A 15,432-nucleotide genomic window follows, 5' to 3' on the forward strand; every position below is an offset into this window, starting at 1 on the left:
ATTGGAAATTAATAATTTAAATTTAGAAAAGGGTATCCTTATCGTCATTAGGTATTTTAAGATCGTAACCTAATTCTGAATTTATTTTTTTAATAAAATAGGCAGATAGTAAAGGGGATTCCTTTTCGATATTTTGATGTATAAAAAAGTCAATTTCTTTTATGCCTTGCTCCTTCCACTCTTTTATTCTTTCTACCCACTCGTCTAGTCTACTATAATCACTTTCGTGGTTTGCGCCAACATATCTTACAAAAGCGGTAGCGTTTGTGAGCCTCATGTGGATTAAATCCCGTCTTCCTGCGGTATCAACAATGACGTTTGAAATATTATTTTTTTCTAACAAATCATACAATTGATTTGCAACAGCCTCATCATTGTACCAGCTTGTATGTCTAAATTCTATCGCTAATTCAACTTCTTTTGGCCAATTTTCTACAAAATGAACCACTCTATCAAAATCTTTGGGTGCAAAATTAGAATGCATTTGTAAAAAAATAGTGCCTAATTTTTCTTTAAGATTAATCGCGTTTGTTAAGTAATGATCTAGAACGGTACTTACTCCATCTAAACGTTTCCAATGACTTATTTCTTGGTGTATCTTCGGAAAAAACTTAAATCCATCTGGAGTTTTATCATACCATTTTGAAAATTGTTCCGCAGGAAAAACACGATAAAATGTCGCGTTTAGCTCAATGGAATTAAATTGCTGAGAATAATAAGCTAGTTCATCTTTTGTACCTCTTGGGTAGAAGCCTTTTAATTCGGCTTTGTTCCATTTTGCACATCCAACGTAAATTTCTGGGATGTTGTCATCTTTTGCTTTGTCTAAAACTCTTGCTGTATCCATATGATCTTGAGGCAGACTCAAGTCTAAATCTTGCGGATTTTCTACACTTCCAAATTTCATTTTTCTCGGTTTTATTCAAAGATAGAATGTTTGAATATATAATTTGCTATACTAATTATTATTTTGAGTTGTTAATAAAAACGTTGACAACATAAACCTGAAGCTTTTATAAAACCTTAGTTTCTTAGTATTTTTAATAAATTTTAAAGCTATGAATGATCGATCTACAAACTTAAAATCTATACGTCCCGTTATATCATCTGCCCTGGTTAATGACAGTATGAGTGATGGAGAACAATTTCAAAATGCAACTTTGAGACCGATAATAAAAATGCAAAATCATTTATTGGTTGTGGTGTTTAGAAATTATATATCGAAGCGAAAAAATGTGTTTTTCGATCTTTCATTACCAAAACAGTTATCATACATTGAGAATGCTATCCAAAAGGATATGAAGTTTAGAAATTCTTTAAAAGGTATGGTTATTGGTCAATTTACCGTGGAGGAATATGAGATTTATATTAAAGATTCTTCAGCATTAAATAAACGTATGATGAATATTGTAAAAGAACGTTTGGTCAACAATATTCAATTATTCACAGAACCACTTGCAGCAGCTATATGAGTTTGATAAAATCCCAACTTTTAGAAGTTTGTTTTACGTACGTTAACAAACGTATGTCCAATTATAAAGATGAAATAGAAACGATTAAGGATTCTATTGAAAACAACGATAAAGGTGATGGAGAAGATGATTCTGGCAACGGTAAGCTGTATAGCGATCTAGAAAAGAACGCCCAATATTTAAGTGATGCCTCAAAAATGCTGGATACGCTTAAACTTATTAATCCTAAAATAGTTAGTGAAAACGCAGTTTTAGGCAGTTTAGTAAAAACTGATAGCTCAAACTTTTTTTTGGCTGTTAGCATTGGTAAGGTTGAAATTGATAATGAGAATTATTTTATAATCTCAAAATCTTCACCTATTGGTGAGCTATTGATGAATAAAAAGGCTGGAGATAGCATTACATTTAATAATACCACATATAAAATTAAAGAGATCAAATAATTGATTCTCCATTTAAATTAGTAGTCAATACATCGCTCATGTAGTCAAAAAATGGTCTTACAGCTATGAATGATGCATTAACATCATCAATAAAATTGTCGCTAATTACATCTTCATCATTATATTTTTTTGTGAATATGAATTGTTTTTTTCTTATAAGGTCTATAGAAGGATGATCTTTATCAAAATCCCTTGGAGCTGTTTTTAATTCGTCTCCTTCAAATTCTCCCCAAACTTTTTTAAACTTTTTATCATTTACTATCGCTCTAATTTCTTGATCATCTTGTTCAAATTCCTTACGTATTCTTAATAAATCGTCTTTATTTGGATCCCAAAAACCAGTTGCGATAAAAGAGTTGTTGTTAGGTTGGATATGCACATAATAGCCACCTCTCAATTCGGGTTTTTTTCTACTGAAAGATGCAGAAAAGTGAGTTTTATAGGGTAATTTATTTTTTGAAAACCTAACATCCCTGTAAATTCTAAATACTTTAAATGTATCTACAAGATCATGTTTGCTTAATGAATCATAAATAAATTTAAACCCATCTTTAGCTTTTGTTTGATTGGTTTTAAATTCTTCTTTATGATCATTAAACCAATCTCTATCATTATTTTTTTCGAGTTTTTTAAGGAAGTCTAAAATATCTTTAGAGAATTTTATTGTCGGCATATTTTACATATTTTATAGAACTAAAAGTACAAAAAAAAGTCCCGATTAATATCGGGACTTTATAGTTTAGCGATCTAAAACTATTTAGTTATCGTCATTTGCTTCTTCAGCAGCTTCTTCTACTTCTTCTTGTAAATCTTCAGCAGCATCTTGTACGTCATCACTTGCATCTTCAAGATCTTCTTTGACGTCATCCATTGCCTCTTCTACTTTTTCATCTGGAGTTTTCTCTTCTCTACAGCTTGTAAATACTGTTGCAAGTGTAAAAAGAAATGCGAATGTTAAAATTAATTTTTTCATACTATTTAGTTATTGGTTATTGTTAGTTGTAATTATAATATAAATATGTGTAAATTCTATATAAATACCTACAATAATTCATTTTATTTTATTCTAATTTTCTGAAAAAGACTTTTCATTTGAAGGATTATCTGCAATTGATAGCTTATTGTTAAATTCTAAAGTTCTTATAGGGAACGGAATATTTATACCTTCTTTATCATAAGCTTTTTTAATTTGAATGATTGCTTTTGTCTTTGCTCTTAGTTTTTCCAGCAAGCTTTCGGCATCAATCCAAAAGCGACACAAATAGTTGATTGAACTATCCCCAAATTCGGTGTAGTAGAACTCTACATCTTCTGGAGACTCTACTTGATCAAACGTATTTGCAATTGTTTCTTTGGTCAATTTTTCAACTTTTTCTAAATCTGATTTATACCCTACTCCACACTCCAAAAATATTCTCATTCTTGTGGTAAGTGAGAAGTTTTTAATTGGGTTCTCTAAGATCATTTTATTTGGTACTATAACAATATTGTTATCTGCCTCTTTAAGAATAAATGTATTAAGATTAATATCCATGACTTCACCAGAATATCCACTGGTCTCTACCCAGTTACCTATTCTAATTCGATCTCTAAATGATAACACAATTCCAGAAACGGTATTGGATAAAGTGCCTTGTAAAGCAAGACCAACGACCAAACCAATAACTCCTGCTCCTGCCAGTAGCGAGGTTAAAGCCTGACTGAGGTTTAAAATACCCAAAGCGATAAACAAACCAATTAATACCGTGATAACAGATGCTATTCTAGAAACTACTAAACTAATTGATTTTTGCTCTACTCTTTTGCTAACTAATTTTTGTACTAGTTTGCTCACATATCTTGAAACAAAAAAAGCTATAACAAATACCAAAATCGCTAATACTAGGTTTGGTAAATTTTCTATTATCGCATTGAACCAACCAGAAAGTTTGTCCTTGAGATTATCGAATGCAGTGTCTAATTGTTCTTTCATGTTCTATTTACTTTAAATTTTTACTTCATAATTATGGTATCATAAAAAAAGGATACCTCATAAATATGTTAATATTTATAGTGTATCCTTTGCTCATACCATCATCTTTTTAGTTCAAATAAAAAGAGAATTTAATGGATATCAAGAGGTTGTTAAAGCCAACGTTTTCTTCGGAAATAGATAAGCATAATTATTAAAAGAATAAACATGACACCTAATAATACAAAATAACCGTACTCTGTATTGAGCTCTGGCATATTTTTAAAGTTCATTCCGTAGATACCTGCAATAAAGGTCAATGGAATAAAAATAGTTGCAATTATGGTAAGCACTTTCATGATCTCGTTCATTTTATTGCTAATGATAGTCATGTGCATATCCATTAAACTCCAAATCATTTCTCGATAGAGCTCCACAGATTCACTAACTTGAATAATGTGATCATATAAATCCCTTAAATAGCTTGGTGTTTTTTCTTCTATTATTGAGGTTTCTAATTTTTCCAACCTGTTTATCACTTCACGTAAGGGCAAAATAGATCGTCTTATCTTCAAGACTTCCTGTTTTAAATTTTGAATTTGATTAGGCGTATCATTATTACTTTCTTTAGAGTCAAAAATTGTACTTTCAAGATCTTCAATTTGATCTCCGAAAGCCTCAATTATTACCATATAATTATCTACAACTGCATCTAAAATGGCATACATTAAATAATCTGCCCCTTGATTTCTTATTCTGCCTTTCGCACTTTTGATGCGTTCTCTCAAATCGTCAAATACATCACCATCAGACTCCTGAAAAGTTAACACGTAATCTTCACCAACAATCATGCTAACGTGCTCAAACTGTAACTCATCATTCTTATTGTAATAAAGCATTTTAAAAATGATAAATAGATACTTGTCAAATTCGTCAAGTTTAGGCCTATGATTTGTAGTAACAATATCTTCTAAGGTTAATGGGTGAATTTTGTAGTGATTACCCAAAGTCTCTATATTCTCAATATTATTAAGACCGTTTATGTTTATCCAGGTAACATGATTGTTGCCAATTAAATTAAATGCATCTTTTACGCTTTGGGAGTCAAGTCTTGTAACAGATTCATTATTATAATTTATAACCTCAACCGCAGTGACATCTGTTTGCTTTTTTCCTTGATATGTGACTGTTCCTGGAGGTAAATTGGATGCTTTATACGATTTTTTCCTTCTTTTTATTTTCATAGAATTGATGTAAAATATGAAGTTAAAAATATAAAAACTTTTTATCATAACAGTTACCTATAAGTCAATTAGTAGATACTATTAAATTGAATGTTTCTTTATATCTGGAAGCATTACTTTTGAATTATTAATAATTAGCTTGCATATTGCATATTTTTTTATTAATATGCACAGATTACAACAAATATATATACATGGGAAGACCTCCAACAAGACCAATAAAATTTAGAGACGGATTTTATATCGAAATTAGAAACAAGGGTAAAAACAGTGGAATTAAATTGCACAGAGACACCAAAGAGCAAATGATGCGCACTATTAAAGAATATGAACTAACAAAAGATGTGATTATTCTAGGTGAATCAAAAAATGGAAAATGGGTTGATAAAAACCCAATACATCACGTCGTAGAAGAATAGAAAAAAATATAACTTATTTTAAAGCTCAATAGAAGTTTATGAAATCCATAAATTTTTATTGAGCTTTTTGTTTTTTTGGTAGTCAAATTATTATAAGAATATATAGTCTACGTTTATTTTATTAAATTACACACACCTAACTTAATATTTAAAATTATGACGACTATTACAAATAATAAACCACCTGTTTGGTTTTGGATTATTAGCATCATTGCTTTATTATGGAATCTCATGGGAGTAGCTGCGTATTTATCTATGCATTATATGACCGATGAAATGATTGCAGATTTAGAGCCACATCAACAAATCGCTGCAAATTACGATTATCCTGCATGGTACATTGCAATTTTTGCCATTGCTGTTTTTAGTGGCACAATAGCTTGTATTGGTCTGCTCTTAAGAAAAAAATGGGCTTATATATTATTTATTATTTCTTTTTTTACAGCTACATTTCAGCAAATATATTACATTCTAAAAGTTGATGGGATCGATAAGTTTATGCCAATCATGATTATTATTGTTTGTGCAATACTTGTGTGGTTTTCAAAAAGAGCAATCTCAAAACATTGGATAAAGTAAATACTATCTAACCGACCAATCTTATTTTATCCAAAAAAGGCATTAGAATTTCTAATGCCTTTTTAAATATTTTAGTTTAATAACTGCTAAAGTTTACTGGTATGGTATTTCACAAGCCCTTCTATTGGTCTACGTTCAAAATTACCAACTTTAAATCCTAACTCTTCAGCAACTTCTTTTATTTCATTTTTAGAAAAATAGGCTATTGATCCTGCAAAATGAACGGGTACCGATTTAAGTTCTTCTTCATATTGAAAAATCATATTTATAGCAAATTGCTTAATACCGTCCTTAATTAGTTTATTCATGTATTTTGAATCTTTGTTCAAGAACATGAATTCTGCGAAGTTTGCCAAATATGCATTAGGGTTTGGTTGTTTGTATAAATTGTATTTTATGTAATCTGCTTCTAGATTGTACTTATGCTCAAACGCTATTTTAATATCCTCTGGCATTTGATTATAATAATAATCTTTGATGAGCTCTTTTCCGAAGTAATTACCAGAGGCATCATCCATAAGTGTATATCCTAAGGAAATGACACGTTGATGTAACCTTTGCCCATCATAATAACTACAGTTAGATCCAGTGCCCATAATACAAACCACTGCAGCTTCATTATCACTATTGATTGTTGCTCTTACTGCTGCCATAGTATCTTCTTGAACTTCTACAATAGCATTTAAAAAAATAAACTGTAGAACATGGGCTAACATTGTTTTTGGTTTCTCTGTACCACAACCTGCTCCATAAAAAAATACGTGAGACACTTGGTTTTTTATCACCATGAGTTCATCACTGTTTCTAATAATCTTTTTGAGTTTCTTTTCTTTAAGAATAGCAGGATTAAGCCCTTTTGTGCGGATCTTTTCTTGTAATTGTACGCCATTATTATCTACTGCAATCCAATCACATTTTGTAGAGCCACTATCAACAATTAAAATCATAAGTGAATGTAAAAAATAAATCCGTAGGAAAACTAGTTTACTACGGATTTATAAATGAATATTATAAAGAATTTACTTTTTGAGCTAAGTCTACCAATTTGTTTGAATATCCAAACTCATTGTCATACCAAGAAACCACTTTAAAGAATTTACTGTTTAATTCTATAGCTGCATCAGCATCAAAAATACTCGTTCTTGGATCACTCACAAAATCTTGAGATACTACCAGCTCATCTGTATATCCTAAAACACCCTTCATTGAACCTTCAGATGCTTTTTTAAATGCTGCCTTAATTTCTTCTAATGATGTTTCTTTCTTTGTTCTAAATGTTAAATCCACAACAGACACATCTGCTGTTGGTACTCTAAATGCCATACCTGTAAGTTTACCATCAACTTTAGGAAACACTTTCCCTACAGCTTTTGCTGCTCCTGTTGAAGCAGGTATGATATTTAACAACGCACTTCTACCACCTCTGTAATCTTTTTTAGATGGACCATCAACAGTCAATTGAGTCGCTGTTGTTGCATGTATCGTTGTCATTAGGCCTTCTTCCAGTCCAAAATTATCTTCAATAACTTTAGCTAAAGGTGCTAAACAATTTGTTGTACAAGATGCATTTGATACTATTTTGTGATCACTGTTTAATTCATTGTCATTCACACCCATTACAAACATTGGTGCATCTTTACTTGGTGCAGAAATAACTACTTTCTTAGCTCCTGCTTGGATATGGTAATCTGCAGTTTCTAAAGTTGTAAAAATACCTGTACATTCTGCAACCACATCAGCTCCAACTTCATCCCACTTCAAATTTTTAGGATCTCTTTCTCCAGTAACTCTTACCGTTTTTCCATTAACAACCAAATGACCATCTTTTACTTCTACAGTTCCATCAAAACGTCCATGAACAGAATCATATTTTAATAAGTAAGCTAAGTGCTCTACATCCAGTAAATCGTTAATTGCTACTACCTCTACATCACGTTGTACTGCTGCTCTAAATACGATTCTACCAATTCTACCAAAACCGTTTATTCCTAATTTTAAATTTGACATTTTTTTGTTATTTATTACTATTAATTTTTATTTTTTTTCTTCGGAAATATTATGTTGACATTATATCTGAAACTCTCAAGAGCTCCATATTAATTTCAGACTTTCCTTTTACCGCTTGATCTAATGGTGTTACCGCAATCTTATCATTTAACAAGCCAACCATTAAATTGGTTTCGCCATGCAATAAGCATTCTACAGCTTTAACTCCCATTCTACTGGCAAGTACCCGATCAAAACAAGATGGTGAACCACCACGTTGCATATGGCCTAAAACAGAAACACGAACATCATACTCGATCATGTTTTCCTCCACATAATCTTTTAGTTCAAATACGTTTTTACCAATTTTATCTCCTTCTGCAACTATAACAATGCTTGATGATTTACCAGTATGTTTACTTCGACGTAGTGAATCTAACAAACGATCTAAACCTAAATCTTCTTCTGGAATTAGAATTTCTTCAGCTCCCGCTCCAATGCCTACATTTAATGCAATATGTCCAGCATCACGCCCCATAACTTCTACAAAAAAGAGTCTGTTATGTGAACTCGCTGTATCTCTTATTTTATCAACTGCCTCTACAACTGTATTGAGTGCTGTATCGTAACCAAGAGTATGAGAAGTTCCGAAGATATCATTATCTATCGTTCCAGGGATTCCCATAACAGGAAAATCAAATTCCTGATTGAAAATCATAGCTCCAGTAAACGTACCATCACCACCAATTGCAACCAAAGCATCAATATTTGCCTCACTTAAATGTTTGTGTGCTTGTTTTCTGCCTTCCGGAGTTTTGAACTCTAATGATCGAGCCGATTTTAGAACGGTCCCGCCTTTATTTATAATTCCTTTTACGCTACGAGCATCCATAGATTTGAAATCGCCTTCAATCATGCCTTCGTAACCTCTGTAAATCCCAACACATTCAATATTATGAAATGCACAGGTTCTAACTACAGATCTAATTGCAGCATTCATTCCTGGAGAATCTCCTCCAGAAGTAAAAACACCTATTTTGTTTATCTTTTTTGACATCATTTTTATGTTTCAAAAAGTAAATCTAACAAACTAAAGTTAATAAAAAGTGGATTTTCAGTTTATTTAACAAGGTGATAAAAACTCAAACGTTTTCGTTAATAAATAATATGAAAATTGTTAAAAAAGTTAGGTATTAATTGCTTTTAGAGCTTTTATCTGACTTGATATTTATGTAATCTGGAGTCATACTTTGGTCATCTTCTTCATTTTTCTTTTCTTTTGGCTCTTCTTTCTTTTTATTTTTTCCGGAGAAAATAATCTGGATTAATTCTTTGAAGGTATCAAACTCAACATTATAAGCTAAACCTGCACCTTGCGTATAACCAATCTCTTCACCAAAATTTCTAATACTGTTTTCTCTATTGAAAAACGTTGCTTTTAATGTCCCATCATCATTTAACAACACATCAATTTGAACATCTCCCGCAATTACAGTTTGATTGACACCTCCAATAGGTACTCCAACCTTACCATTAATCAATACTCTATCGCTAATTTTTGTGCTCAATGTGAGACCAAGCCTATCATCGGTTTGATAATCTGTAGTTACCGCTCCTGCTTCGTATGAAAAGCTGGCCTGTAGTTTGCCATCATTATCGGTTAAAAAACTATTGAAAAAGGAGTTTACCCTATCTGAAATTGTACCATAAGCCTGCTGGCCCAAACTTACCTCACTTGCAAATGATCCTGTAGTTAATAGAAATAAGGCTTGGTTTTCCCTGCTTTCTCTCGTTTCTAATCTATAATCCAATTCAGATTTTATAGTAGATTCTACATTTGGAAAATTAAACGTAAAATTTGGATCTGGCTGTTCCAGTTGCCCAGAAAGATTAATTTCTACCTCTACATCAATACTTCTATTGATTGGCGCATCTAATAGTACGGATGGGTTTGCTCTGGTTTCATAAACAGCAGTTAAGCCAACCTGAGCTTTTAAAGGATCTCCTTCCCAACGAATATACCCGTTGGGCTGTACGGTTAATTTCTTCTGAATTAAACCTCCATAAGCAAAGTTATACGTCCCTTCTACAATTTGGAAATCTCCAAACATTTGAAACTTTCCGTTGGTATTGATATCAAATAAAAGATTTCCATTTCCTTTTCCTTGAATTGTGCTTCCAGAGTTTCTGTCGATTACAATTTCAATATCTGCATAAGGATTTACAAAGAGATTGAATTCCAGTTCTAGTCCTTTAACTTCGGTATTATTGATTATTTCTCCTCTCACACGTGCATCTTTTTCTTCAGGACTTAAAAAATGAATATATGAGTTGTCGCCATAACTCTCTAAATCACTTAGTGGTATTTTGAATATCGTACCTTGTGCTGTGCTCCCGTTGAACTCTATTTTTAAATTCTCTGTTGGTCCAGAAATTTCAGCTGTCCCGTCAACAAATGCTGTTCCGTAGTATAATTCTTCCTCGTCGTAAGTGGTATTTAAAACCAACAGTCTATCTGTATCAATTTCTAATCCTAACTTCCAGTCTGAGAAATTTTGATGGCTTATAAACCCGTTGAGAATTGCTTTGGAGAAGTATTCGGAATCTGTAATTTCAACTTCTTGAAAAATAAACCGTTGGGATTCTAATTTTACCTGAGAATCAAAATCAAAACTATAATCAATATTGAGATAAGGTATGGTTAGACCAGCATTGTCCAGTAACAAATCGCCATTAAATTGTGGTTCTTTTAAACTTCCCGTGACATTGGCACGACCTGTTACCAAGCCCCTAATATTAGTAATTACACCAGCTCCCAAGGGATCTAACGGGTCTAACAAAAACTCCTCAAACTTGACATCTAGATCGATAAGATTATTATCTATATCAATAGTCCCTTTTGCGTCCAAAGATTTTAAATTATCATTTTTAAGGGTGACATCTACTGTATAATCAGTCAATGATTGATTTCCTTTTATACTGGCATTAAGTTCTCCCAATTCATAATCATTTACTTTAAAATCACTTACAATGACATTTGATTTTGGTACATAAATACCTTCTTTTTGAAGAACGTCCAATTTACCATTAACTCTACCATCAAGCGTGAGACTGTCTAATCTAGGTGTGATTTTTGATAAATCTACATCTGTAAAATCTAATTTTAAATCCTTAAAATCATCTCCTTTTATTTCTCCGGAAAGCTCAATACGCTCATCAAAATGGTTCATCACCATTTCACTTATATCAAAGTTTTTAAAATCTCTGGTAAAGGCAATTTTATTCTTTTTGTTTTTATCGTCGTTTATTGTCCATTTGTTCTCTTTAAAAGTAACTTCAGATTTTCTAAAACCAACAACAGATTTATTCGTTTCATCTATGGTATAATACATACTGAGATTAAAGTCATCTGTATTTGTTTTTCCGCCTTTAAATTCAGATTTAATAAAAAGCGTATCACGTTGCGTCACATTAATTAGACTAAATTTTGATACATCATAATACTTTGTACTCAATGTATCAATTTCAATATAGGTATTAAACAAAGGGTTGCTATTATCTATTAATATAGAAATATCATTTGCAAAATAATTAAACAGTTTTATTTGTGGAGAATTGAATGTGAGGTTAAATTGCTTCTCATCGGTCTCGATACGACCTTTGACTCTTGTATTGGGACCAAGCTCTAGTTCGTGGTAAAAGACTTCAACGATTTTATTGTATATTCTAAAATCGAACTCCAAGTACTGGTCGGTCTCTATCTTATTTGGTATATAATTGGTATAAATGCTTCCTACGGAATTTTCTACAAGCTTACCTATATCTGCAAACTTGAAATTTCCGCTCATGCTACCTTCAACAATATCTGGTGAATTGATTGTTAGAATTCTTTTTTCATCTTCGAACTTGGATTCTATCTTGAAATCCTTAAAAAAATATTCTTCATTCTCGTTAATATAAGTTGTGTTTTCAAAATTCAATGTTCCGTAGGCATCATCGATGGTTGAACCTTTTATGGAAGTGATCACATTTCCTCTAAAAACAGAAATACTGTCTTTAGTAATAAAATTCAATGCACGAAGATTTGCATATTCTACATTTGCCTTAAAATCGAGCGAATTTATATTTTGGGATAAATCTGCAAGACCATCAAATTTAAATTTAAAGTTTTTATCTCTTGACTCTAATAGACCATTAAAAATCTGGCTTCCAAGCTTTCCTGAAATATCAATATCTTGGTAATTGTAATCATTATAATTTAAATGCAATATATTCCCAGTAACTTGAGTGCTTAGGTTTTTAAGTGTAAAACCTTTTCCATTTACATCTAAATCAAATGATGTGGTTTTTATTTTTTCATCGTTAAGCAACACACCCAGGTCAAATTCATCAAAAACAACATTACCTACATAGCTCGCATTGTCAATATCATCAACGCGAGTCATTTTCATGTCTGAAACAATCACACCTAAACCTGTAAAGATTTTAATATCTGCATCAATTGTAGTATCTGTGATAAAGGATGTGCCAGTAATTGTAAAATCCCCTAATTTTGTAAATACTGAAGGAATTGATTTTCCTAAAATATTTGGCAGTAAAGCGGTTAAATCGTAATAGTTGGATGATAAATTATCAAAACGACCATTCATTGAAAAATCACCAGTGTCTTTACTAAAAAGGTTTTTGAAGGTGATATCTCCGTAAATCTTACTTCTTCCGCTGGCATTTAACCTTAGGTTTTGAGCAGTTAAATCATTAAGCGTTCCTGTGAGATTTACATCTAATTTTGCTTTTTGATTGATGCCAAATTCATTATAAAACGTATTTAGATCGTTTAGAAAAACTTCTGAATCCTTAAAATTTGCTGTCACTTTAACTTTATCCTCAAAATCTTTAAAATCTTCTCGATTGTAGTCAAAACGCACATTTCCGAGGAGATTAGATTTTTCAGTCTTTATACTTAAATTATTAAAGCTCATATGGTCTAGCGTGTATTCAAAATCGGTTACCATATTTTTGACATACGCGCCTCTACTATCCTTAAAATTTAATGTATTGACTCGAAGATTGACATCACTGTCTGCAATCACAAAGTTGGTAGCATTGATATTTAAATCATAAAACTCTAAAACTTTTTCTGTCTCTCTGTTTTCATCAATTAATCTGAATTTACCATCGTAAATAGACACATCACTGGACGACATTAAGAAACTATTGTCATCATTTCTTGGATTGTTTTCAGCGAATTTGGCGATAAAAACATCGAAATTCGTACTTGGCTCGCCCTTGTACTTCTTCACATTGAACGTCAAATCCATGATATCAATATCACCAAAAGTTAATTTGCCATTTGAAATATTTCTATAATTGAGAATTGAAGTGTTTAACTCATTAATGGCAATAAGCGTGTCTTTTTTATAATCTTCGATATAAACTTCTTTGAGCTCTACATCACCATTAAATTGGAGGCCAACTTTACCAATATTTATATTTGTACCGTATTGATCGTTAAGTTCTTTTGTGACGTATTTTCCTAAACTGGTTTGGACAGCTGGAATAGATAAAATAAGCACCAAAATGATGAACAACAGCAAAATTATTGCTAATATCTTTGATACTATTTTTAGGAATTTTTTGATACGACCTGAAAGTTATAACTTTGACCTCAAAATTAACAATTATTGTGCCTAATTTATATTAATGAGCTCACAAAAAATATATATTCTCGCTATTGAGTCATCTTGTGATGATACTGCTGCTGCTGTGATGTGTAACGGTAAGATTTTAAGCAATATAGTCGCCAATCAAAAAATACATGAGGCGTATGGTGGTGTTGTTCCAGAATTAGCCTCTAGGGCACACCAACAAAACATTGTTCCTGTTGTTGATCAAGCACTTAAAAAAGCGAATATTGAAAAATCCCAATTAAGCGCTATTGCATTTACTCGCGGTCCCGGTTTAATGGGTTCTCTTTTAGTTGGGACCTCTTTTGCGAAGTCTTTAGCTTATGGTTTAAACATCCCTTTAATTGATGTTAACCATATGCAAGCCCATATTTTAGCACATTTTATTGAAGAAGAAGAATTTGAAAAACCAATCTTCCCCTTTTTGGCGATGACCATTTCTGGTGGTCACACTCAAATTGTAAATGTGAGCTCCCATTTTGGTATGGAAGTTATTGGTGAAACTATTGACGATGCAGTTGGTGAGGCGTTTGATAAAAGCGGGAAAATCTTAGGCCTCGGCTATCCTGCTGGTCCAGAAATTGATAGGAGAGCAAAATTAGGAAACCCGAAAGCGTTTCAATTTACCAAACCAAAAGTTGACGGACTGAATTTTAGTTTCTCTGGATTAAAAACCGCAATCCTTTATTTTGTACAAAAAGAGGTTAAAAAAAACCCAAGTTTCATTGAAGAACATCTCAATGACATTTGTGCGTCAATTCAGTACACGATTATCGGGATTTTAATGGACAAGCTAAAGTTAGCAACCAAACAAACCGGGATCAAACATATTGCAATTGGTGGAGGCGTATCGGCGAACTCTGGGATTAGAAAAGCATTAAAAGATGGTGAGCAAAAATTTGGATGGACAACTTATATACCAAAATTTGAATACACTACAGATAATGCAGCAATGATCGCCATTGTTGGACATTTGAAGTTTTTAGAAGGTGATTATGCTGAACAGAGTGTGATGGCTTCTAGTAGACTGAAGATTTAGAATCAACAATTGAATGGATACAGAAGTTTATAAAATTAATAGAATATTATGTGATTTTTTAGACGGTCTATTCTTTGGTTTTGGTTTTGTTACCCTTTTAGTTTTATCAGTTTATCTATTATTCAAAAACGAAGAATTAAAAATTTTTATATATCAGTCTATACTGGTTGCGAAATATTTAGCAATATTCTACTTTATTATCTATTTATCGTCTCTAACTATTTATTATTCATCTAATGAATTTGATTTTTTTAACATAAGAGCTACGGGACCTTACGCTTGGGCATATTGGTATATGCTTTTAAGACCGCTAATTTTTTGTGCTTTACTTCAATTATTTTGGATAAGAAAAATAACTTATAAAATGCGCTATACAACTCTTATCGCTTTATTTGTATTGATTATCTCTCTATTCTCAGGATCATTTTTCGAAAGATTTGTAATCATTGTTGCTTCGTATAACAGGCAAGAATGGATTAAAGACACGTCTTATAATGCTGAAATTTTAATTTTAATGACATCTTACATAGTAGAAAAGTGTATACTTTTTTGCGCTATGGTTTTTATCACTTATTTAATTAAAAAGCCTGTAAAAATTTGAAGTAAAATAGAAGA

At 31.8% G+C, this 15,432-nt stretch carries 15 protein-coding genes; 6 read left to right on the top strand and 9 right to left on the bottom strand.

Annotation, left to right across the window (positions count from 1 at the left end):
• Positions 1–22 precede the first annotated feature (22 nt).
• Positions 23–907, bottom strand: a complete 885-nt coding sequence (locus tag GQ40_RS04730) for a DUF72 domain-containing protein (RefSeq protein WP_047546212.1) — start codon at positions 905–907, stop codon at positions 23–25.
• A gap of 151 nt (positions 908–1,058) precedes the next feature.
• On the opposite strand from GQ40_RS04730, the gene GQ40_RS04735 reads away from it, so the two are divergent.
• Positions 1,059–1,472: a hypothetical protein gene (locus GQ40_RS04735; RefSeq protein WP_047546214.1), complete on the top strand. Its 414-nt coding sequence runs from the start codon at positions 1,059–1,061 to the stop codon at positions 1,470–1,472.
• Between the two features lie 53 nt (positions 1,473–1,525).
• The gene (locus GQ40_RS04740; protein ID WP_197052650.1) at positions 1,526–1,915 is read left to right on the top strand and encodes a GreA/GreB family elongation factor; all 390 of its coding nucleotides are present in this window, start codon (positions 1,526–1,528) and stop codon (positions 1,913–1,915) included.
• Here GQ40_RS04740 and GQ40_RS04745 read toward each other — a convergent pair.
• The 4 genes from GQ40_RS04745 to corA form a co-directional block, all read right to left on the bottom strand.
• A complete protein-coding gene (locus GQ40_RS04745) occupies positions 1,908–2,588 on the bottom strand; it encodes a DUF2461 domain-containing protein (protein WP_047546216.1) in 681 nt (226 codons plus the stop codon). The two genes, GQ40_RS04740 and GQ40_RS04745, sit on opposite strands and share 8 nt — an antisense overlap.
• Before the next feature lie 84 nt (positions 2,589–2,672).
• A complete protein-coding gene (locus GQ40_RS04750) occupies positions 2,673–2,888 on the bottom strand; it encodes a hypothetical protein (RefSeq protein ID WP_047546217.1) in 216 nt (71 codons plus the stop codon).
• A 93-nt stretch (positions 2,889–2,981) separates the two neighbouring features.
• Positions 2,982–3,887, bottom strand: a complete 906-nt coding sequence (locus GQ40_RS04755; RefSeq protein WP_047546219.1) for a mechanosensitive ion channel family protein — start codon at positions 3,885–3,887, stop codon at positions 2,982–2,984.
• Between the two features lie 152 nt (positions 3,888–4,039).
• On the bottom strand, positions 4,040–5,110 hold the full coding sequence (corA, locus tag GQ40_RS04760; protein ID WP_047546221.1) for a magnesium/cobalt transporter CorA: 1,071 nt from the start codon (positions 5,108–5,110) through the stop codon (positions 4,040–4,042).
• Between the two features lie 194 nt (positions 5,111–5,304).
• Between corA and GQ40_RS04765 the strand changes: the two genes are divergently transcribed.
• On the top strand, positions 5,305–5,529 hold the full coding sequence (locus GQ40_RS04765) for a hypothetical protein (protein WP_047546224.1): 225 nt from the start codon (positions 5,305–5,307) through the stop codon (positions 5,527–5,529).
• 156 nt (positions 5,530–5,685) lie between these two features.
• On the top strand, positions 5,686–6,108 hold the full coding sequence (locus GQ40_RS04770; RefSeq protein WP_047546226.1) for a hypothetical protein: 423 nt from the start codon (positions 5,686–5,688) through the stop codon (positions 6,106–6,108).
• A gap of 86 nt (positions 6,109–6,194) precedes the next feature.
• Here GQ40_RS04770 and GQ40_RS04775 read toward each other — a convergent pair whose 3' ends face one another.
• The 4 genes from GQ40_RS04775 to GQ40_RS04790 form a co-directional block, all read right to left on the bottom strand.
• Complete coding sequence (locus GQ40_RS04775) at positions 6,195–7,055, bottom strand: N-acetylglucosamine kinase (protein WP_047546228.1); 861 nt, start codon at positions 7,053–7,055, stop codon at positions 6,195–6,197.
• A 61-nt stretch (positions 7,056–7,116) separates the two neighbouring features.
• Positions 7,117–8,115: a type I glyceraldehyde-3-phosphate dehydrogenase gene (gene gap / locus GQ40_RS04780; protein WP_047546230.1), complete on the bottom strand. Its 999-nt coding sequence runs from the start codon at positions 8,113–8,115 to the stop codon at positions 7,117–7,119.
• Between the two features lie 49 nt (positions 8,116–8,164).
• Positions 8,165–9,151 (bottom strand): 6-phosphofructokinase, encoded by a 987-nt coding sequence (gene pfkA, locus GQ40_RS04785; protein ID WP_047546233.1) that lies wholly within the window; start codon positions 9,149–9,151, stop codon positions 8,165–8,167.
• 136 nt (positions 9,152–9,287) lie between these two features.
• Positions 9,288–13,688, bottom strand: a complete 4,401-nt coding sequence (locus GQ40_RS04790) for a translocation/assembly module TamB domain-containing protein (RefSeq protein ID WP_231565542.1) — start codon at positions 13,686–13,688, stop codon at positions 9,288–9,290.
• Positions 13,689–13,794: 106 nt separating this feature from the next.
• Between GQ40_RS04790 and tsaD the strand changes: the two genes are divergently transcribed.
• Together tsaD and GQ40_RS04800 are read left to right on the top strand one after the other, a co-directional pair.
• Entirely contained in the window at positions 13,795–14,817 is a 1,023-nt protein-coding gene (tsaD, locus tag GQ40_RS04795) for a tRNA (adenosine(37)-N6)-threonylcarbamoyltransferase complex transferase subunit TsaD (RefSeq protein ID WP_047546235.1), read from the top strand.
• Between the two features lie 13 nt (positions 14,818–14,830).
• The gene (locus tag GQ40_RS04800) at positions 14,831–15,418 is read left to right on the top strand and encodes a hypothetical protein (protein WP_047546237.1); all 588 of its coding nucleotides are present in this window, start codon (positions 14,831–14,833) and stop codon (positions 15,416–15,418) included.
• The last annotated feature ends 14 nt before the right edge of the window (positions 15,419–15,432 follow it).

Origin of the sequence: Psychroserpens sp. Hel_I_66, assembly GCF_000799465.1 — a bacterium.
Lineage (GTDB): Bacteria > Bacteroidota > Bacteroidia > Flavobacteriales > Flavobacteriaceae > Psychroserpens.